This window comes from Streptomyces sp. CWNU-52B, assembly GCF_047444975.1.
Classification (GTDB): domain Bacteria; phylum Actinomycetota; class Actinomycetes; order Streptomycetales; family Streptomycetaceae; genus Streptomyces.
Genome location: NZ_JBLFJV010000050.1, coordinates 409188 through 428173, shown reverse-complemented (window position 1 = coordinate 428173; position 18986 = coordinate 409188). Strand labels below are relative to the sequence as shown.

Genomic DNA, 18986 nt, shown 5'->3' with positions numbered 1-18986 from the left:
CCTTCGGCCTCCGCAACCCGTGCGCGGTGCCCGTATCGTCCCGCCGACGGGGCGAGTCGGCCAGCGACCACGTCCGAACTGACCAGCCCGGACTCATATCTCGGAGGATGATCGGGAACGGGTGGTCCAGGATAGGCGATCCGGTGCGACCGGGACGCCGCGGACGGTCCGGGACGGCTGCCCCGCGGGGGTTCGGGAGACCCTCGGTGGGGTTCGGTGGGGTTCAGTGAGGTGCGGGAGGCGCTTCAGCGGTAGAGCAGATACTCCTTGCGCACCCGCCGGAACGCGGCCAGCTCGTCCTGCCAGCCCGCCACGACCTCGTCGGCCGTCGCGCCCGCGTCGATCATCGTGCGCACCAGCGTGGAGCCCGTCAGCTTGTCGATCCAGTTGTCCGGACGCCAGGCGAAGCCGTCCCAGACCTGCTTGGCGCTCACCAGCAGCGCGATCCCGGTGCGTACCGGGTCGTACGCGGCCCGGTCGTGCACGTGGAGCTGCACACCGCCGACGGTCCTGCCCTGGAACTTCGAGAAGGTGGGCGCGAAGTACGCCTCCCTGAAGTACACCCCGGGCAGGGCGAGTTCACCGGCCGCGGCGGCCCACCGGCGGTCGATGCCCTCGGCGCCGATCAGCTCGAAGGGGCGGGTCGTGCCGCGCCCCTCCGAGAGGTTCGTCCCCTCGAAGAGGCAGGTGCCCGAGTACACCAGGGCGGTGTCGGGCGTCGGCATGTTCGGGCTCGGCGGCACCCAGGGCAGCCCTGAGGCGTCGTAGAAGTCGGACCGCTGCCAGCCGGACATCGACACGGTGTCCAGGGGCACCGGCGTGGTGAGGAACTCCGCGTTGAACAGCCGGGCCAGCTCGGCGACCGTCATCCCGTGCGCCTGCGCGATCGGCTCCCGGCCCACGAAGGTCGCGAACTCCTTGTGCAGCACCGGCCCGTACGCGCCACGGCCCGTCACCGGATTCGGCCGGTCGAGCACCACGAAACGCTTTCCCGCGAGCTGAGCCGCCGCCATGCAGTCGTACAGCGTCCAGATGTACGTGTAGAACCGGGCGCCCGCGTCCTGGATGTCGAAGACGACCGTGTCGACGCCGGAGGCCGTGAAGACGTCGGCCAGCGGCTGTCCGCTCTTCAGATACGTGTCGTAGACGGGGAGCCCGGTCGCCGGGTCGTCGTAGCGGCCCTCGGAGCCGCCGGCCTGCGCGGTGCCGCGGAAGCCGTGCTCCGGGCCGAAGACGGCGACCAGGTCCACCCGGTCGTCCGCGTGCGTCACGTCGACGATGTGGCGTGCGTCCCTGGTGATGCCCGTCGGGTTGGTGACGATCCCGACGCGGTCGCCCGCCAGGAGGGCGTAGCCGGCCGCGGCGAGCCGGTCGAAGCCGGTCCGGAAACGGCGGTCGGCCGGCGGCGGGGCGGCGGCGGGCCCCGCCGCCGGTGCGGCCGTCGCGGGCGGGCCCGCGGACAGGGCGGCGGCGGTGGTCGTCGCGGCGAGGAGACTCCGTCTGGACAGGCGGCGCATGGGGGTCCTCCGTGATCGCGGAAGGGGTGGCACCGTGCACGGTAGGGCCTGTGCCGGTCGTTCGTAAGCCTCGGCCGTGAGCCGCGGGCTCGTCGTGGCGTGTCGCGCCCCGCGCCGGAGCCGCGGTTCGATGCCGTCCCCGATCCCCTTCCGGGGTGCATACCGACCGGTTAGTCTGTCGGTGTAGCGGAGCCGTGTTCTCGTCGTGTCGAAGGAGACCGATGGTGGAAGCCATGCAGGATGCCGGAGTGGTCGTCACCGGGGCGGGTGGCGGGATCGGAGCCGCGCTGGCCCGTCGGTTCGCCGCCGCGGGGGCCCGGGTCGTGGTCAACGACCTGGACGGGGCGAAGGCCGCGGCCGTCGCCGAAGAGATCGGCGGGACCGCCGTCCCCGGCGACGCCTCCACGATCGTGGCCGAGGCCAGGGACGCACTGGGCGGCACCGTCGACGTCTACTGCGCCAACGCGGGCGTGGGCTCCGGCGGCACCGAGGCGGCCCCGGAGCAGGTCTGGGAGCTCGCCTGGGACGTCAACGTGATGGCACACGTCCGTGCGGCCCACCAACTGCTCCCCGCCTGGCTGGAGCGCGGCAGCGGCCGTTTCGTCTCCACCGTCTCGGCGGCCGGGCTGCTCACCATGGTCGGCGCGGCCCCGTACAGCGTCACCAAGCACGGCGCGTACGCCTTCGCCGAGTGGCTCTCCCTCACGTACCGCCACCGTGGTCTGAAGGTCCACGCGATCTGTCCGCAGGGCGTCCGCACCGACATGCTCGCGGACACCGGCAGCGCCGGGGACCTGGTGCTGCGGCCCACCGCCATCGAGCCCGAGGACGTCGCGGACGCCCTCTTCGCGGGGATCGAGGAGGACCGGTTCCTGATCCTTCCGCACCCCGAGGTCGCCGACTACTACCAGGCGCGGGCCGCCACCCCCGACCGCTGGCTGACGAGCATGAACCACATCCAGCAGAAGTGGGAGGCGGACGGCCGATGACCACCTCCGTGTACGCGGCCCGGCCGTGGATCGCGCTGCTGGACGAGGCGCAGCGCGGACCGGTCAGCCCCGACGCCTCGCCCGTGCACGCCCTGCGCCGGGCCGTCGCCGCGGCCCCCGACCGAACCTTCCTCGCCTACTTCGACGGACGGCTCAGCTACCGCGAGGTGGACGAGCTGAGCGACTCCGTCGCCGGGCACCTCGCCGCCCGGGGTGTGGAGCGCGGTGACCGGGTCGCCGTCCTGCTGCAGAACAGCCCCCTCTTCGTGCTGGCCGTCCTCGGCGCCTGGAAGGCCGGCGCGACCGTCCTGCCCGTCAACCCCATGTACAAGTCGGGGGAGGTCACCCATGTCCTGCGGGACGGCGAGGTCACGGCGCTGATCTGCTCCGACCGCGCCTGGGACACGTATCTGCGCGACACGGCCGCCGGCACGTCCGTACGCGTCGTGCTGACCGGCTGCGAACTGGACTTCCAGACGCGGGGCGACGCGCGGGTGCTGACCTTCGAGCGGCTGCCGCAGGCACCGGACGCCGACGACCTCACGACCGTGGCGAAGGCGGGCCACCAGGCCCCCGCGGCATCCGGCAGCGCGGGCCCCGGTCCCGGTCCCGGCCCCTCGGACATCGCGCTGATCAGCTACACCTCGGGCACGAGCGGCGCCCCCAAGGGAGCCACCAACACGCACGGCAACATCATGTACAACGCCGAGCGCCAGCGGACGGGCCTGGCCCTGCCCGAGCGGCCCGTGTACTTCGCGCTGGCGCCGCTGTTCCACATCACCGGGATGGTCTGCCAGTTCGTCGCGTGCCTCAACAGCGGGGGCACGCTCGTCCTCGCCTACCGCTTCGAGCCGGGGGTCGTCCTCGACGCGTTCGCCGAGCACCGGCCGCACTACACGGTCGGCCCCTCGACCGCCTTCATGGCGCTGGCCGCGCACCCGGCCGTGACGCCGGACCACTTCTCCTCCTTCGCGCACATCTCCTCCGGAGGCGCGCCGCTGCCGCCCGCGCTCGTCGAGAAGTTCCGGGCGCGGTTCGGCCCGTACATCCGCAACGGGTACGGACTGACCGAGTGCACCGCGCCCTGCGCGTCCGTGCCGCCCGGCCGTGAGGCGCCGGTCGACCCGGTCTCCGGGACGCTCGCCGTGGGCCTGCCCGGCCCGGACGGCGTCGTGCGCATCGTGGACGACACCGGCCGCGAGACGCCGCTCGGGGAACCGGGCGAGATCCTCGTGAGCGGTCCGCAGGTCGTGCCCGGTTACTGGCGGCGCCCCGACGCCACCGCGGAGACCTTCCCCGGCGGCGAGCTGCGCACCGGTGACATCGGGTTCATGGACGCGGACGGCTGGCTGTACGTGGTCGACCGCAAGAAGGACATGATCAACGCGTCCGGCTTCAAGGTGTGGCCGCGCGAGGTCGAGGACGTCCTCTACACCCACCCCGCCGTGCGCGAGGCGGCGGTCGTCGGGGTTCCCGACGGGTACCGCGGCGAGACCGTCAAGGCGTACGTCAGCCTCCGGCCGGGCGCACAGGAGGACCCGGCCGCGTTCGCCGCGTACTGCAAGGAGAGACTGGCCGCCTACAAGTACCCGCGACAGGTCGAGATCCTGCCCGACTTGCCGAAGACGGCCAGTGGAAAGATCCTCCGTCGGGAACTGCGGTCCCGGCCGCAGGCGTAGAAGTACACACACGCGTAAGAAGTACACACACGCGTGGAACCTCACAAAGAGAACTGGAAGGCAGGTGGCGGCAGTGCCCAGGACGACGGACGGGGACGGCACGCCCGTTCCGAGGCGGCTGCTGGCCGCCGCCACCCGGCTCTTCGCCGACCGCGGCTACGACCGCACCTCGGTCCAGGAGATCGTCGAGGCGGCGGGCGTCACCAAAGGCGCGCTCTACCACTACTTCGGGTCCAAGGACGATCTGCTCCACGAGGTGTACGCGCGCGTGCTGCGCGTGCAGCAGGAGCGGCTCGACGCCTTCGCGGACTCCGAGGCGCCGGTGGAGGAGCGGTTGCGGGGGGCCGCCGCCGATGTGGTGGTCACGACGATCGACAACCTCGACGACGCGTCGATCTTCTTCCGCTCGATGCATCATCTGAGCCCCGAGAAGAACAAGCAGGTACGGGCCGAACGGCGCCGCTATCACGAACGGTTCCGGGCGCTGATCGAGGAGGGGCAGGAGGCGGGGGTGTTCTCCAAGGAGACGCCGGCGGATCTCGTCGTCGACTACCACTTCGGCTCCGTGCACCACCTGTCGACGTGGTACCGCCCCGACGGCCCGCTCTCGCAGCAGGAGGTCGCCGACCACCTGGCGGACATGCTGCTGCGGGCACTTCGCCCGTAGGCACGTTCCCCGCGCCCCCGACTGTCAGGGGCGCGGGGAACCGCGCAGTCCTCTTCCGCGGGTCAGACCGCAGGCGTCTGCGCGGTGGCCACGAGCGTCGCCGGCAGGCACGGCCGCCGTACGCCGCGAACGCCCGACTCCCCGTGCCCGAGGAGCCGCACCTGGCCCTGTGGCACGCCGCGACGCTGCTGCGCGAGCACCGGGGCGACGGCCACCTCGCGGCGCTGCTGACGGCCGGCGGTGTTCATGAGGACCCGCGGCTGGTCCGCCGAGCAATGGGCCGCCGCCCGGGGCCGGTTGCGCGAACGCGAACTGCTGGACGGGGCGGGGGAGCTCACGGAGGCGGGTGCGGACCTGCGGTCCAGGCGGCCGAGACGCTGACCGACCGCCTGGACGCCGCTCCGTACGAACACCTCGGGCCCGCCGCCACCGAGCGCCTCACCGAGTCGGCGGGCGCCTTCCCGGCCGGGCGGATCAGGCGTACTTCTTCAGCTCGTTGCGTGCCAGCGACCGCTGGTGCACCTCGTCCGGGCCGTCCGCCAGCTTCAGCGTGCGGGCGCTCGCCCACAGCTCGGCCAGCGGGAAGTCCTGGCTGACGCCGCCCGCGCCGTGCAGCTGGATCGCCTTGTCGATGATGTCGACGACCGTACGCGGCGTGGCGATCTTGATCGCCTGGATCTCGGTGTGCGCGCCCTTGTTGCCGACGGTGTCCATCATCCAGGCCGTCTTGAGGACCAGCAGACGGAGCTGTTCGACGGCCACCCGCGCGTCCGCGATCCAGTTGTGCACGACCCCCTGCTGGGCCAGCGACTTGCCGAAGGCCTCACGGGAGAGCGCCCGCCGGCACATCAGCTCGATCGCCCGCTCGGCCATGCCGATCAGCCGCATGCAGTGGTGGATACGGCCGGGGCCGAGCCGCGCCTGGGCGATGGCGAAGCCGCCGCCCTCCTCGCCGACGAGGTTCGTGACCGGGACCCGCGCGCCGTGGAAGACGACCTCGGCGTGGCCCCCGTGCGAGTGGTCCTCGTAGCCGTACACCTGCATCGCGCGCCTGACCTCGACACCCGGGGTGTCACGCGGCACCAGGACCATCGACTGCTGGCGGCGGATGTCGGACCCCTCGGGGTCCGTCTTGCCCATCACGATGAAGATCTTGCAGTCGGGGTTCATCGCCCCGGAGATGTACCACTTGCGCCCGGTGATGACGTACTCGTCGGTGCCGGACGTGCCGTCGGATCCGCCGCCGGTCCGCTCGATGCGGGTCGTGATGTTGGTGGCGTCGGAGGAGGCCACCTCGGGCTCGGTCATCGCGAACGCCGACCGGATCTCACCGGCGAGCAGCGGCTCCAGCCACTGCTTGCGCTGCTGCTCGTCGCCGAACTGGGTGAGCACCTCCATGTTGCCGGTGTCGGGCGCCGCGCAGTTCAGCGCGGTCGGCGCCAGGTGCGGGGAACGGCCGGTGATCTCGGCGAGCGGCGCGTACTGGAGGTTCGTCAGCCCGGCCCCGTACGCGGCGTCCGGCAGGAAGAGGTTCCACAGGCCCTGGCGGCGGGCCTCGGCCTTCAACTCCTCGACCACGGCCGGGGTGTCCCACGGCGAGGACAGCCGCTCACGCTGCTCGTGGGAGACGGCCTCCGCCGGATAGACGTACTCGTCCATGAAGGCGAGGAGCTTGGCACGCAGTTCCTCGGTGCGCGCGTCGAATGCGAAGTCCATGGTCCGTCAGCCTTCCTGAAGGGTGGTCAGACCGTGCTCGATGAACACGGGCACCAGGTCACCGATGCGGTCGAAGCCCGCGCCGACGGTCTGGCCGAGCGTGTAGCGGTAGTGGATGCCCTCCAGGATCACGGCGAGCTTGAACCACGCGAACGCCGTGTACCAGGCGACGGCGGACACGTCGCGCCCCGAGCGCGCGGCGTACCGCTCGATCAGCTCGGCCGGCTCCGGGTGCCCGGCGGCCGTCGCGGTCGTGGAGACGGGGGAGTCGGGCAGTCCCAGCGGCATGCTGTACATGACCAGCAGACCCAGGTCGGTGAGCGGATCGCCCAGCGTGGACATCTCCCAGTCGAGGATCGCCCTGATCCGGTCGTCCTCGCCGATCAGCACGTTGTCGAGGCGGTAGTCGCCGTGCACGATCGTGGGCGTGGGAGAGCGCGGCAGGTCACGCCCAAGCGCGGCGTGCAGCTCGTCGATCCCGGCCAGTTCACGGTTGCGGGAGGCGTCCAACTGCTTGCCCCAGCGCCGCAGTTGCCGGTCGAGGAAGCCCTCGGGCCGGCCGAAGTCGGCGAGGCCCACCTTGGCGGGGTCCACGGCGTGCAGCTCGACCAGGGTGTCGACGAGGCCGAGCACCGCGCCGCGCGTGCGCTCGGGGCCGAGCGGAGCGAGCTGCTCGGCCGTCCGGTAGGGCGTGCCCTCCACGAAGTCCATGACGTAGAAGGGCGCGCCGAGCACCTCCACGTCCTCGCAGAGCAGCAGCGTCCCCGGCACGGGTACGGCGGTCGGGTGCAGCGCGCTGATCACCCGGTGCTCGCGCTTCATGTCGTGCGCGGTGGCCAGCACATGGCCCAGCGGCGGCCGGCGTACGACCCACTTCGAGGTACCGTCCGTCACCGCGTACGTGAGGTTCGACCGTCCGCCCTCGATCAGCCGGCCGGACAGCGGGCCGTGGACCAGTCCGGGCCGCTCGCCGTCGAGCAGGCCGCGCAGCCGGTCGAGATCGAGACCCGGCGGGTGGTCTGGACTCATCGTGTTCCTCCGTTGGCGGGAATCAGGACTCCCCATATGATGCCGACCGGTCGGTATGCCGTCCAGTGGGCGAGCGGACCGTACGACGAAAAGTGACCGGAGTCTCGGCCGCGCGGCACCTGACGCGGCGGTACCCGACGTACCCGACGTACCCGACGCGGTGGTACCCGACGTACCCGACACTCAGAAGACGAGTGCTGTCGCGCAGACCGCCAGCGCGATCGTGCAGAGCGTGGCGACGCCCGCGTGCCGTGGTGTGAGCGTCGCCGGCGGCACGGCCCCGGACAGGGTGCTGATCCGCCGGTGCGCGACCGCCAGGAACCCCAGCCACAGCCCGCAGCACAGCGCGCAGGCCACGAACGCCGTCACGCCCGGCCCGTCGCGCAGCGCCGACTTCCCCGCGAGCACGGCGGCCACGGTCGCCGCCAGGGTCGTCCGCCGCCAGGCCAGCCGCGTACGCTCCGGCTGCAGTCCGGGGTCCCGGGCCGGTGCCGTCATCCCTCCCACCCGGCCAGCACGACCACCACCATCGCGACGGCCACCAGGGCCACCCCGATGCTCAGCAGGGCCGGGAAGCGGGACACCGGCAGGTCCTCGCCCCGGCGCATCGCGCGCTCGCAGCGGACCCAGTGGTTCACCGCGCGCAGCGCGCACAGCACGCCCGCGGCCAGCAGCCCGAGCGCCAGCCCGGCCCGCCACGCCCACCGCAGGTCGGGCAGGAACTGGTCGACGGCGAAACCGCCGCCGATCAGCGCGAGCGAGGTCCGCAGCCAGGCCAGGAACGTCCGCTCGTTCGCCAACGAGAACCGGTAGTCGGGGGTGGTCCCTTCCGCCTCGATCCGCTCGGGCGCGAACCACATACGGACGTTCCGCACAAATTCGATCACGCCGGCGACCCTACCGGGGCAGCCGCGCGGGCGATCCCGGCCCCACACACCCGCACCGGCGGGAGCCGGACCTCAGCCCGCCTCCCGAAAGGCCCGCAGCCGCGCGTACGCGGCGAGCCCGTCCGGCACCCACTCCCACTCCGCGAGCCGCTCCCGCACCTCGTCCTCCGGCAGGAAGGCGTGCCAGGCGACCTCCTCGGCCTGCGGGTCCACCGGCAGCTCGCACCGCACCTCGTAGACGGCCGACCACCAGCTCTTCCCGGCCCCGTCGTCGTACAGGAACTTGAAGAGGAACTCCGGCCGGGGCAGCCCGGACACCCCCAGCTCCTCCTCGGCCTCCCGCAGCGCCGCCTCGTCGTAGCCCTCGCCCGCGCCCAGGACCCCGCCGACGAACATGTCGTACAGGGAGGGGAACGCCAGCTTGGTCGCGGTGCGCCGGTGGACGAACAGCCGCCCGGCCGCATCCCTGACCTGGATGAACGCGCATCGATGCCGCATCCCGCGCGCGTACACGTCCCCACGCCGGGCCTGGCCCACCACCACGTCGTGCTCGTCGACGACGTCCAGAATCTCGTCAGCGGAAGTCATCCGACCATCAAAGCAGTACGAAGATCCCTCCGTCAGCGGCAGTCGGGGCGGCAACCGTGCGGCAGCCGTGCGCGCGCGGCGGTCGGCGAGCGGCCGGCCGGCCGTCAGCGAGGCTGCAGATCCCGCAGCCGCTCCTTGAGCGAGACACCGTTCGGCATCGCGGGATGCAGTCCCAGCAGGACCACGCCCACCACGATCCCGGCGAGCCCCGCGGACTCCCAGGCCAGCGCTCCGGCGTCGGTCCGCAACCGGTCCCCGAGGAAGCCCACCCCGCACGCGATCCCGGCCAGCGGCTGGGCGGCGGTGAGCGCGGGCAGCGACATCCGCAGCGGGGCGGTCTCGAAGGCGCTCTGCACGAGCACGAGTCCGGTGATCCCGAGCACGACGACCGCGTACACCTGCCATCCGGTGGCGAGCGCGACCCAGCCACCGTCCGAGAACCGCTGCCCGCTCACCCGGGTGAGGGCGTCCTGCACCCCGTACAGCAGCCCCGCCGCCACCGCGAGCAGCGCCGGTCCCGCACTCAGCCGGGACCGCTTCGCGTACGTCGTGAGCAGCAGGGCGAGCCCCACCATGATCCCGATGATCAGCCAGTGCCGTACCGGATCGGTGATGTCGGCGCCGCCCTTCGGCTGCCCGGCCACGATGAAGGCCGTCACGCCGCCCGCGAGCAGCAGCAGCCCGCCCCAGCCCTGTCTGCCGAGCGGCTGGCGGGTCTGGCGCCGGGAGAGCATGAGCGCGAACAGCAGGTTCGTCGCCAGCAGCGGTTCGACGAGGGACACCTCACCGTGGGCGAGCGCGATCGCGCCCAGCACCATCCCCGCCACCATGAACCCGATGCCGCCCAGCCAGCGAGGCACCTTCACCAGGTCGAGGAGCAGGCGGGGGGAGAGGAAGTCGCCCAGGGGCGCGCGAGCCGCCGCGTTCTGCTGGAGGACGAATCCGAATCCCAGGCAGCAGGCCGCGCCGACGGCGAGGACGAGAACCAGAACCGACACGCTGCGTACCTCAGACTTCGGGGGTTACGGGCTACGGGGCGAGGTGCGGTATCGAAGACTCTAGCCCGAGTACCCCGAACCCGGCAGTTGACTGGGTCACTCCGTTGCCCAAGGATCTGACCGACCAGTAACAAGGCCGAGGAGGACCTGCTCATGGCGTACGACGCAGATGTGATCGTGATCGGAGCGGGCCTGGCGGGTCTCGCGGCGACCGCGGAACTCGTCGACGCGGGGCGCAAGGTGATCCTTCTCGACCAGGAGCCCGAGCAGTCGATCGGCGGCCAGGCGCACTGGTCGTTCGGCGGCCTGTTCTTCGTGGACTCTCCCGAACAGCGCCGGATGCGCATCAAGGACAGTCACGCGCTGGCCCTCCAGGACTGGATGGGCACCGCGGGCTTCGACCGCCCGGAGGACCACTGGCCCCGCAAGTGGGCCGAGGCGTACGTCGACTTCGCGGCCGGGGAGAAGCGGAGCTGGCTGCACCAGCAGGGCGTCCGCTGGTTCCCCGTGGTCAGCTGGGCCGAGCGCGGCGGCTACGACGCGGGCGGCCACGGCAACTCCGTACCGCGCTTCCACATCACCTGGGGTACAGGTCCCGGTCTCGTCGCACCCTTCGAGCGCCGGGTCCGCGAGGGCGTGGCGCGCGGCCTCGTACAGCTGAAGTTCCGCCACCGCGTCACGGGTCTTTCGCGCGGCGCGGGCACGGTCGACACGGTGAGCGGCGAGGTCCTGGAGCCGTCGTCCGTCGCGCGCGGCCAGGCCAGCGGCCGCACGGTCACCGGCGCCTTCGAACTCAGGGCGCAGGCGGTGATCGTCACCTCCGGCGGCATCGGCGGCAACCACGACCTCGTACGCGCCAACTGGCCCGAGCGGCTCGGCACCCCGCCCGAGCGGATGATCTCCGGCGTGCCCGCGCACGTGGACGGCAAGATGCTCGGCATCGCGGAGGAGACCGGCGCGCGCCTCATCAACCGCGACCGCATGTGGCACTACACCGAGGGCATCCAGAACTGGGACCCCATCTGGGACAAGCACGGCATCCGCATCCTGCCGGGACCGTCCTCGCTCTGGCTGGACGCGCGCGGCAACCGGCTGCCCGTACCGCTGTTCCCCGGCTTCGACACCCTCGGCACGCTCGAACACATCATGAGCACCGGGTACGACTACACGTGGTTCGTGCTCAACCAGAAGATCATCGGCAAGGAGTTCGCGCTCTCGGGGTCCGAGCAGAACCCCGACCTCACCGGCAAGTCCGTCAAGGGAGTCCTGCAGCGGGGGCTGGCCGCCGTGCCGGCGCCGGTCCAGGCGTTCATGGACCACGGCGCGGACTTCGTCGTCGAGAAGGACCTGAGCGCGCTCGTGCGCGGGATGAACGCGCTCACCAAGGAGCCGCTCATCGACGAGGCCGCCCTGCGCCGCGACATCGTCGCGCGCGACCGGGAGATCGCGAACCCCTACACCAAGGACCTCCAGGTGATGGCGGTCCGCGCGTCCCGCGCCTACCTCGGTGACAAGCTGATCCGCACGGCCACCCCGCACCGCGTCCTCGACCCCAAGGCCGGGCCGCTCATCGCCGTCCGCCTCAACATCCTCACCCGCAAGACGCTCGGCGGCCTGGAGACCGACCTCTCCTCCCGGGTGCTGACCGAGGGCGGCGACCCGCTGCCCGGGGTGTACGCGGCGGGGGAGGCGGCCGGGTTCGGCGGCGGGGGAGTGCACGGGTACCGCTCCCTGGAGGGCACGTTCCTCGGCGGCTGCCTGTTCTCCGGACGGGCGGCGGGGCGCGCCGCGGCGAAGGCCGTGAACTGACGGCGGGAACTGATTACGGAATTCTGACGAGCACCCTGGGCCCCTGGCTTCCGGCGGCCGGGGGTGTTCGAATCAGTAGGTGAACCCGGAACTGTCGTCAGCGGCCGCCGGCGGACCCGAACCCGAACCCGCGGAGAGCGGCGCCCCGGTGGGCCGCCGGCTCATGCTCGGGATGCTCGGACTCGGCGCCCTCGGAGTGGTCACCGCGCCCACGCTCCAGCGCGGCCTGGAGTCCTTCCTCGGCAGCGCCGCGGACAAGGACCCCACCGGCCTGACCGGCCTCCTGCCCAACGGCGGTGGCTTCCGCTACTACTCGGTCACCTCCTCCGTGCCGCACAAGGACGAGGACTCCTACCGGCTGAGGATCGACGGCCTGGTGGACCGTCCGGCCACGTACACGCTGGCCGATCTGCGCGCCCTGCCGCAGACACGGATGGTCCGCGACGTCCAGTGCGTCACCGGCTGGCGGGTGCCGGACACCCCCTTCGAAGGGGTACGGCTCTCCCAGCTGCTGGACGCCGCGGGGGTGCGCTCCTCGGCCGGGGCGGTGCGCTTCACCTGCTTCGACGGCGCGTACTCGGAGAGCCTGACGCTGTCCCAGGCCCGCCGCGCCGACGTCGTCGTCGCCCTGCGCATGCAGGACAAGGACCTCAACCACGCCCACGGCGGCCCCGTACGCCTCTACGCGGCGCCCATGTACTTCTACAAGTCGGCGAAGTGGCTCTCCGGCATCACCGTCACGTCGGACGTCCGCCCCGGTTACTGGGAGGAACGCGGCTACGACGTGGACGCGTGGGTGGGCCGGTCGAACGGACGGGACGATGACGCGACCTGAGACCGACGCGACCGGTGCGACCGACGCCTCACCACCGGCACCGGCACCGGCACCGAACCCCGGGGAACGCCCGGGAGAGCGCTCCGGGGAGCGGCTCGCGGGTGCGCTGCGCGTCCGCCGCTTCACGCCCGCCGAGCGCTGGGTGCACCGCACCACGGCCGTCCTGATGGGGGTGTGCGTGCTGACCGCGGCCGCCCTCTATCTGCCCCAGCTCGCCGAGGTCGTCGGCCGCCGCGAGCTGGTGGTGCGGGTCCACGAGTGGTCGGGGCTGCTGCTGCCGGTACCCGTGCTCGCCGGGCTCGCCTCCCGCGCCTTCCGGGCCGACCTGCGGCTGCTCAACCGCTTCGGGCCGCACGACCGGGTCTGGCTGCGCTCGGCGCTGCGCCGGGACGACCGGCCCGCGTCCCGGCCGGCCGGGAAGTTCAACGCCGGGCAGAAGACGTACGCGGGCTGGATCGCCGGGGCCGTCCTGGTCATGGTCGGCACGGGGCTGCTGATGTGGTTCACCCACCTCGCCCCGCTGGTCTGGCGCACGAGTGCCACCTTCGTGCACGACTGGCTCGCCCTGACCATCGGGCTCGTCCTCGCGGGACACATCGGGATGGCACTCGCCCGCCCGGAGTCCCGGAGGGGACTGCGGACGGGCGAGGTCAGCCGGGAGTGGGCCGAGCGGGAACATCCGCTCTGGCGGCCGTGAGGAACGGGGCCAGGTCGGGGCCGGCCCGCCCGGCCCGGCGGCCCTGAGGCCCTATCCGAGCGCGGCCGCCAGGATTTCGGCCGACCTGGCGACGAGCAGGTCGTCCTTCGGGGCGTCCGGGTCCGGCGCGGTGGACAGGACGGCGAGCACGACAGGCGCCCCGTCCGGCGTCCAGGCGATGCCCACGTCGTTGCTGGTGCCGTACCGGCCCGTGCCCGTCTTGTCACCGAGGACCCAGTCCGCGGGCAGGCCCGCCCGGAACCGGTCGGTGCTCGTGGTGTTGGCCAGCAGCCACTCGGTCAGCTGCCGTCTGTCGCGGGGCACGAGCGCGTCGCCGAGGGCGAGCTTCGCGTACGTCCGCCCGATGGCGGCGGGGGTGGTGATGTCCGTCGTACGCCAGGGCTCGGCCGAGTTGAGCTCCGGCTCCCACCGGTCGAGGCGGGTCGTGGTGTCCCCGATGGAGCGACAGAAACGGGTGACCGCGGTCGGGCCGCCCAGCTCGCGGAGCAGGAGGTTCGCCGCCGCATTGTCGCTGAAGGCGATGGCGGCGTGGCACAGCTCGGCGACGGTCATGCCGCCCGCGAGGTTCTCCGGCTTCCCCGTGACGGGGGAGCCCTGCGCCTCGTCGAGGTCCTGCTGGGTGTACCGGATCCGCAGGTCCAGGTACTCGCCGTGCCGGTCGAGGTCCCGCAGGACGGCCGCGGCGACGAGGGTCTTGAACACCGAGCACATGGGGAACGCCTCGTCGGCGCGGTACCGCACGGCCTTGCCGGTGACCGTGTTGAGTGCGTAGACACCCAGACGGGCGGCGTGGGCGTGCTCCAACTCGGCCAGCGCCCTGACGACTTCGTCCTCCGCCGGGTGCGTGCGCCCGGCCGTCGCGAACGCGGTCGGGGCCGCGGCTGTGACCAGCGCGGCTCCGGCACCCAGGGCCAGGGCGGCTCGGCGGGTACGGGGGGAACGTGAGCTTTCCAAGGTGGCTCTCTCTTCGCTTCGAACGATGATCAGTATGCGTAGAGGGAGACTTCGGAGAAGCCTGTGTGGTTCCTGGTGGTCCTCGGCGGTGCCTAGCGTGTGCCGTACGCGCGCATGAACGCGTGGACCCCGTCGACCATGATCCGGCGGACCTGCTCCGGGTCGGCCTCGGCGGGGACCGGTTGGCGTTCGTAGGCCAGCAGGAAGGTCAGGGCCCCGAAGTGGTCGGCGGCCAGACCCGGGTCGTCCGTGTCCAGGAGTCCGGCCTCGGCGTAGTGGGCGATGCGTTCCTCCAGCGCGTCCTCCATGGCCGCCGTCGTGATGTCGTCCGTGGTCGACGGCGTCCGCAGACGCTCCTGGGCGACGAGGGCGAACCCGGCGGCGTAGTCGGCGGAACCGACGATCGACCGCCCGAGGTCGACCGCCAACGCGGTGAGGGCCTCCTCCAGTTGCGTCACCGTCGTGATCGGCGCGCCCTCCGGGAGGTGCTCGTCGAGCGCCCGGCGCCCGGTGGCCACCATCGACTGGGACACGTCGGCGAGGATGGCCAGGAAGAGGCGCCGCTTGTCGCCGAAGTAGTCGTACACGGTGCGCTTCGACACCTCGGCGAGGGCCGCGACGGCGTCCATGCTGACGCGGTCCACCCCTTGGCGTACGAACAGTTCGCGGGCCGCGACGAGGATCGCGGCCCGCTTCTCGGCGGACCCCTCGCGCACCGCCTTCTCCGTACCGACCACGTCGGTACCGACCACGTCCGAAGCGGTCGCGTCCGTACCTGCGGTGTGCGTGCCAACAGTGCTCATCTGCACCTCCGTCGGCAGCCTACACCGTGCGGTGTACCTGGCTACACTGCACGGTGTAGTGTGCTCGCCATGGATGCGACAGCTTCGACACATTCGACAGTGACGGCGGGCCGGGCCGGGCCGCCCGTGACCGATCGCCGGCTGAACCTCATCAGCCTCGTCCTGGCTCTCGGGGTGTTCACGACCCTCCTGGACACGACGATCGTCAACATCGCCCTGGACCACCTGCAGACGGGGTTCCACGCCTCGGTCGCCCGGACGCAATGGGTCGCGACGGGCTACCTGCTGGCGTTCGTGGCGGTGATCCCGGTGAGCGGCTGGCTCTCCGAACGGTTCGGGGCGCGCAACGCGTGGATGTTCGCCGTCGGCGTCTTCCTCGGCGGCTCGATCCTGTGCGGCCTGGCGGGATCTCTGCCCGCGCTCATCGCCTTTCGGGTGGTCCAGGGGATCGGCGGCGGCATGGTGATGCCGATCACGCTCTCCATCGCCACGCGGGCGGCCGGACCGGACCGCATCCAACGGGCCACGGCCGCCGTCGCCCTTCCCGGCCTGCTCGGCCCGGTCCTCGGATCGGTGCTCGGCGGCGCCGTCCTGCAGTCGTTGAGCTGGCGCTGGCTGTTCTTCCTGAACGTGCCGGTCTGCCTGGCCGCGCTCGCACTCGGCCGGACCCTGCTGCCCGCGGCCGCCAAGGTACGAGGCCACCGACTCGACGTGCTCGGCCTCCTCCTGCTCACGCCCGCCGTCGTCGCCGTCGCCTACGGCATCAGCGAGGTGTCAGGACAGGACGGCTTCGCCGCCGTCGGCGCCTGGCTCCCGCTCGTCGTCGGTGCCGTGCTGCTCGCCGCTTTCACGGTCCACTCGCTGCGCAGCCGGCGTCCCGCTCTCCTCGACGTGCGCGTGTTCGCGCGGCGCAGCTTCGGCCTGGGCAGCGTCATCACGTTCGCGGGCGGGTTCTCGACCTACGCCCTGTCGTTCCTGCTTCCCCTCTTCTACCAGCAGGTTCGCGGAGAGACCGTGCTGCACACGGGGCTGCTGCTCAGCACGCAGGGACTCGGCACGATGTTCTTCGTGGTGGCCGTGCGCAAGGTCGCGGCACGGTTCGACAGCCGCTTCGTCATCGCCGCCGGAGCGCTGCTGACCATGGCCGGAACCGTGCCGTTCGCTCTCGCGGACACACACGGCGGAACAGCCTTCCTGCTGGCCGGGCAGTTCGCCCAGGGGCTCGGCTTCGCCGCCACCACGTTCCCGGTGATGGCGCTCGCCCTCGCGGACCTGAGCCACGACGAGACCCCCCGGGGCAGCGCCGCGTTCAGCGTCGTCCAGCGTGTCGGCGCGCCGTTCGGTGTCGCGGTCGTTGCGGTCGTCCTGCAGAACCTCCTCGACGGCGCCACCACGGAGGCGGACGGCCTCTCGGCCTTCACGGGGACGTTCTGGTGGATATGCGGGCTCAGCGCGGTCCCGCTGCTGCCGGCCTTGTTCGTTCCCTCGGAGAAGCGAGCCGAGCGCACCCGGTCCCCTGAGCCGTGAGCAGGGCCGCAGCCCCGGCCGACGTCCGTATCGGCTCCTGGGCCGGTTTCCGTGTGCCGGCTCCCGTGTGCCGGCTCCCGTATCGAGTGGAGATCTCCATGCCGCAGGCACCCGCCGTCATCGGCGACCTCGTCGAATCCGCCCTGGGGCGGCCCGCCCACGTGCTCGACGTCCGTGAACCCGCCCCCGGATTCGTGGAACTGGAACTGCTCGCCGCCGCGCCGCCCGGTGGCTGGCAGCCCGGTCACGAGATCCAGTTCCGCGTCACCCGCACGCTGGGCCGCCGCTACACGGTGCGCACCGTGAGCGGACCGGACCGAGCGCGGATCGGCATCCTCGCCGCCACCGGCGCGTCGGGTCCCGGCACGGCGTGGATACGGGGTCTGCGCGCCGGCGGTCGTACGACGCTGCTGGCCGGCCGGTACCGGCCCCTGCGCGAGCACGGGACCCGCCGCCTCTACCTCGGCGACGGCTGCGCCCTCGGCACCATCGAGGCCTGTGCTCAGGACGGCGGCGCGGCGATCGTGGCCGTCGAGGTGCCGGCTGACGCCGTGGCGACCCTGACCGGTCGCCGGCCCCGGTACCACTTCCTGCCCGCCGGGGAAACGCCCGGCGACGCACTCCAGTCCTGGCTCGAACGCGCCTTGGACGAAGGCGGGTTGGCGGAGGTCGACGGTGCCGTGCTGCTGGGCCACGCCCAGTCCGTCCAGCGCCAGCGGCGTGCGCTCGTCGAGCGCCGGAACCTGCCACGCCGCGCCGTCACCACGAGGCCGTACTGGGCCACGGGCAAGGAGGGCCTCTGAGCCGGGCCGGTCCCGGTGGCGAGGCCGATGTCTCCCCACCGGGACCGGCCCGGTGAACGGTGCTAGATGATCAGCGACAGCAGCAGGACCAGGCCTCCGGCGACCACCGAGATGATGGTCTCCATGACCGACCAGGTCTTGATGGTCTCGCCGACACTCAGGCCGAAGTACTCCTTGACCAGCCAGAACCCGGCGTCGTTCACATGGCTGAAGAACAGCGAACCGGCGCCGATCGCGAGCACGAGCAGCGAGGTGTGCGCGGTCGACATGTCGGCGGCGAGCGGCGCCACCAGACCGGCCGCCGAGATGGTGGCGACGGTCGCCGAACCGGTCGCGAGCCGGATCGCCACCGCGATCAGCCAGGCGAGCAGCAGCGCGGGGATCGACCAGTCCTCGGAGATGTCCAGGATCATCTTGCCCACGCCGGAGTCGATCAGCGTCTGCTTGAAGCCACCGCCCGCGCCGACGATCAGCAGGATGCCCGCGATCGGGGCGAGGGACTTCTCGACCGTCGAGGAGATCCGGTCCTTGGTGAACCCGGCCGCCCGGCCGAGGGTGAAGAGGGCGACGAGCACCGCCGCGAGCAGGGCGATCAGCGGCGAGCCGATCACGTCGAAGACGCGCTGCACCATGTGCGTGGGGTCGTCGACGACGATGTCCACCAGCGCCTTGGCCAGCATCAGCACGACCGGCAGCAGCACGGTGGCGATGGTGACGCCGAAGCCGGGGCGCTTCTCCAGGTCCTCGGAGGCACGCTGGGGGATCATCTTCTCCGGCGCGGGGACGTCCACCCAGCGGGCCGCGTACTTCGAGAAGAGCGGGCCCGCGATGATCACGGTCGGGACGGCGACGAGGATGCCGAGGGCGAGCGTGACGCCGAGGTTCGCCTTGACCGCGTCGATCGCGACCAGCGGGCCGGGGTGCGGCGGGATCAGTCCGTGCATCACGGACAGGCCGGCGAGCGCCGGGATGCCGATGCGCATCAGCGAGTAGTTGCCGCGCTTGGCCACCATCAGGACGACCGGGATCAGCAGCACGATGCCGACCTCGAAGAACAGCGGCAGCCCGATCACCGAGGCGATCAGCACCATCGCCCAGGGCATGTACCGGCCGCCGGCCTTGGCGAGGATGGTGTCGACGATCTGGTCGGCGCCGCCGGAGTCCGCGAGCAGCTTGCCGAGGATCGCGCCGAGCGCGATCAGCACGCCCACACCGGCCACCGTCGAACCGAGTCCGGCGGAGAAGCTGGTGATCGCCTTGTCGAGCGGGGCTCCGGCGAAGGCGCCGAGCGCCAGCGACCCGATGGTCAGCGCGAGGAAGGCGTGGAGCTTGAACTTGGTGATGAGCAGGACGATGACGGCGATGCCCGCCAGAACGGCGATGCCCAGCTGAGCGTGGCCCGCCGAGGTGATCGGTTCGACGGGATCCGCTGCCAGCATCTCGACGCTGAGTCTGGTCACGGTGCTT

Annotated in this window: 18 protein-coding genes and 1 pseudogene; 9 read left to right on the top strand and 10 right to left on the bottom strand. The window is 72.0% G+C overall.

All coding sequences use genetic code 11. The features are described from left to right. Positions 1-245: 245 nt before the first annotated feature. Positions 246-1517, bottom strand: coding sequence for an exo-beta-N-acetylmuramidase NamZ domain-containing protein (locus ACLVWQ_RS34735; RefSeq protein ID WP_414113220.1), 1272 nt, complete (start codon positions 1515-1517; stop codon positions 246-248). Between the two features lie 221 nt (positions 1518-1738). Here ACLVWQ_RS34735 and ACLVWQ_RS34730 point away from each other — a divergent pair, with 221 nt between their 5' ends. From ACLVWQ_RS34730 to ACLVWQ_RS34715, 4 genes and pseudogenes are all read left to right on the top strand, one after another. Next, positions 1739-2506, top strand: coding sequence for an SDR family oxidoreductase (locus tag ACLVWQ_RS34730; protein WP_414113219.1), 768 nt, complete (start codon positions 1739-1741; stop codon positions 2504-2506). Next, the gene (locus ACLVWQ_RS34725; RefSeq protein ID WP_414113218.1) at positions 2503-4185 is read left to right on the top strand and encodes a class I adenylate-forming enzyme family protein; all 1683 of its coding nucleotides are present in this window, start codon (positions 2503-2505) and stop codon (positions 4183-4185) included. Before ACLVWQ_RS34730 ends, ACLVWQ_RS34725 begins: the two co-directional genes overlap by 4 nt. A gap of 73 nt (positions 4186-4258) precedes the next feature. Continuing rightward, positions 4259-4852 (top strand): TetR/AcrR family transcriptional regulator, encoded by a 594-nt coding sequence (locus tag ACLVWQ_RS34720; protein ID WP_414113217.1) that lies wholly within the window; start codon positions 4259-4261, stop codon positions 4850-4852. Between the two features lie 77 nt (positions 4853-4929). Continuing rightward, a pseudogene (locus ACLVWQ_RS34715) lies at positions 4930-5319 on the top strand (SCO6745 family protein); the annotation flags it as partial. Between the two features lie 7 nt (positions 5320-5326). On the opposite strand, the gene ACLVWQ_RS34710 reads toward ACLVWQ_RS34715, so the two are convergent. From ACLVWQ_RS34710 to ACLVWQ_RS34685, 6 genes are all read right to left on the bottom strand, one after another. Next, positions 5327-6568, bottom strand: coding sequence for an acyl-CoA dehydrogenase family protein (locus ACLVWQ_RS34710; protein WP_414113216.1), 1242 nt, complete (start codon positions 6566-6568; stop codon positions 5327-5329). Positions 6569-6574: 6 nt separating this feature from the next. After that, positions 6575-7597, bottom strand: coding sequence for a phosphotransferase family protein (locus ACLVWQ_RS34705; protein WP_414113215.1), 1023 nt, complete (start codon positions 7595-7597; stop codon positions 6575-6577). Positions 7598-7780: 183 nt separating this feature from the next. Then, complete coding sequence (locus tag ACLVWQ_RS34700) at positions 7781-8095, bottom strand: DUF202 domain-containing protein (protein WP_414113214.1); 315 nt, start codon at positions 8093-8095, stop codon at positions 7781-7783. Further along, the gene (locus tag ACLVWQ_RS34695) at positions 8092-8484 is read right to left on the bottom strand and encodes a YidH family protein (protein WP_414113213.1); all 393 of its coding nucleotides are present in this window, start codon (positions 8482-8484) and stop codon (positions 8092-8094) included. The genes ACLVWQ_RS34700 and ACLVWQ_RS34695 overlap by 4 nt, the downstream gene beginning before the upstream one ends. A gap of 72 nt (positions 8485-8556) precedes the next feature. After that, the gene (locus tag ACLVWQ_RS34690; protein WP_414113212.1) at positions 8557-9072 is read right to left on the bottom strand and encodes an NUDIX domain-containing protein; all 516 of its coding nucleotides are present in this window, start codon (positions 9070-9072) and stop codon (positions 8557-8559) included. A gap of 104 nt (positions 9073-9176) precedes the next feature. Beyond that, on the bottom strand, positions 9177-10070 hold the full coding sequence (locus tag ACLVWQ_RS34685; RefSeq protein ID WP_414113211.1) for a DMT family transporter: 894 nt from the start codon (positions 10068-10070) through the stop codon (positions 9177-9179). A 153-nt stretch (positions 10071-10223) separates the two neighbouring features. On the opposite strand from ACLVWQ_RS34685, the gene ACLVWQ_RS34680 reads away from it, so the two are divergent. From ACLVWQ_RS34680 to ACLVWQ_RS34670, 3 genes are all read left to right on the top strand, one after another. Further along, positions 10224-11879 (top strand): FAD-binding dehydrogenase, encoded by a 1656-nt coding sequence (locus tag ACLVWQ_RS34680; RefSeq protein WP_414113210.1) that lies wholly within the window; start codon positions 10224-10226, stop codon positions 11877-11879. Positions 11880-11958: 79 nt separating this feature from the next. Beyond that, a complete protein-coding gene (locus tag ACLVWQ_RS34675; RefSeq protein ID WP_414113209.1) occupies positions 11959-12714 on the top strand; it encodes a molybdopterin-dependent oxidoreductase in 756 nt (251 codons plus the stop codon). Further along, the gene (locus ACLVWQ_RS34670) at positions 12701-13411 is read left to right on the top strand and encodes a cytochrome b/b6 domain-containing protein (protein WP_414113208.1); all 711 of its coding nucleotides are present in this window, start codon (positions 12701-12703) and stop codon (positions 13409-13411) included. The genes ACLVWQ_RS34675 and ACLVWQ_RS34670 overlap by 14 nt, the downstream gene beginning before the upstream one ends. A gap of 51 nt (positions 13412-13462) precedes the next feature. On the opposite strand, the gene bla is transcribed toward ACLVWQ_RS34670, so the two are convergent. Continuing rightward, the gene (gene bla, locus ACLVWQ_RS34665) at positions 13463-14386 is read right to left on the bottom strand and encodes a class A beta-lactamase (protein WP_414113207.1); all 924 of its coding nucleotides are present in this window, start codon (positions 14384-14386) and stop codon (positions 13463-13465) included. A gap of 92 nt (positions 14387-14478) precedes the next feature. Beyond that, positions 14479-15189, bottom strand: coding sequence for a TetR/AcrR family transcriptional regulator (locus ACLVWQ_RS34660; RefSeq protein WP_414113206.1), 711 nt, complete (start codon positions 15187-15189; stop codon positions 14479-14481). Between the two features lie 69 nt (positions 15190-15258). Here ACLVWQ_RS34660 and ACLVWQ_RS34655 point away from each other — a divergent pair, with 69 nt between their 5' ends. Then, on the top strand, positions 15259-16716 hold the full coding sequence (locus tag ACLVWQ_RS34655; protein WP_414113205.1) for an MDR family MFS transporter: 1458 nt from the start codon (positions 15259-15261) through the stop codon (positions 16714-16716). A 98-nt stretch (positions 16717-16814) separates the two neighbouring features. Then, positions 16815-17519 carry a hypothetical protein gene (locus ACLVWQ_RS34650; RefSeq protein ID WP_414113204.1) on the top strand — a complete coding sequence of 235 codons (705 nt, stop codon included), beginning with the start codon at positions 16815-16817 and terminating at the stop codon, positions 17517-17519. 62 nt (positions 17520-17581) lie between these two features. Here the strand turns inward: ACLVWQ_RS34650 and ACLVWQ_RS34645 are convergent, their stop codons facing one another. Then, positions 17582-18979, bottom strand: a complete 1398-nt coding sequence (locus tag ACLVWQ_RS34645; protein ID WP_414113203.1) for a gluconate:H+ symporter — start codon at positions 18977-18979, stop codon at positions 17582-17584. Positions 18980-18986 lie beyond the last annotated feature (7 nt).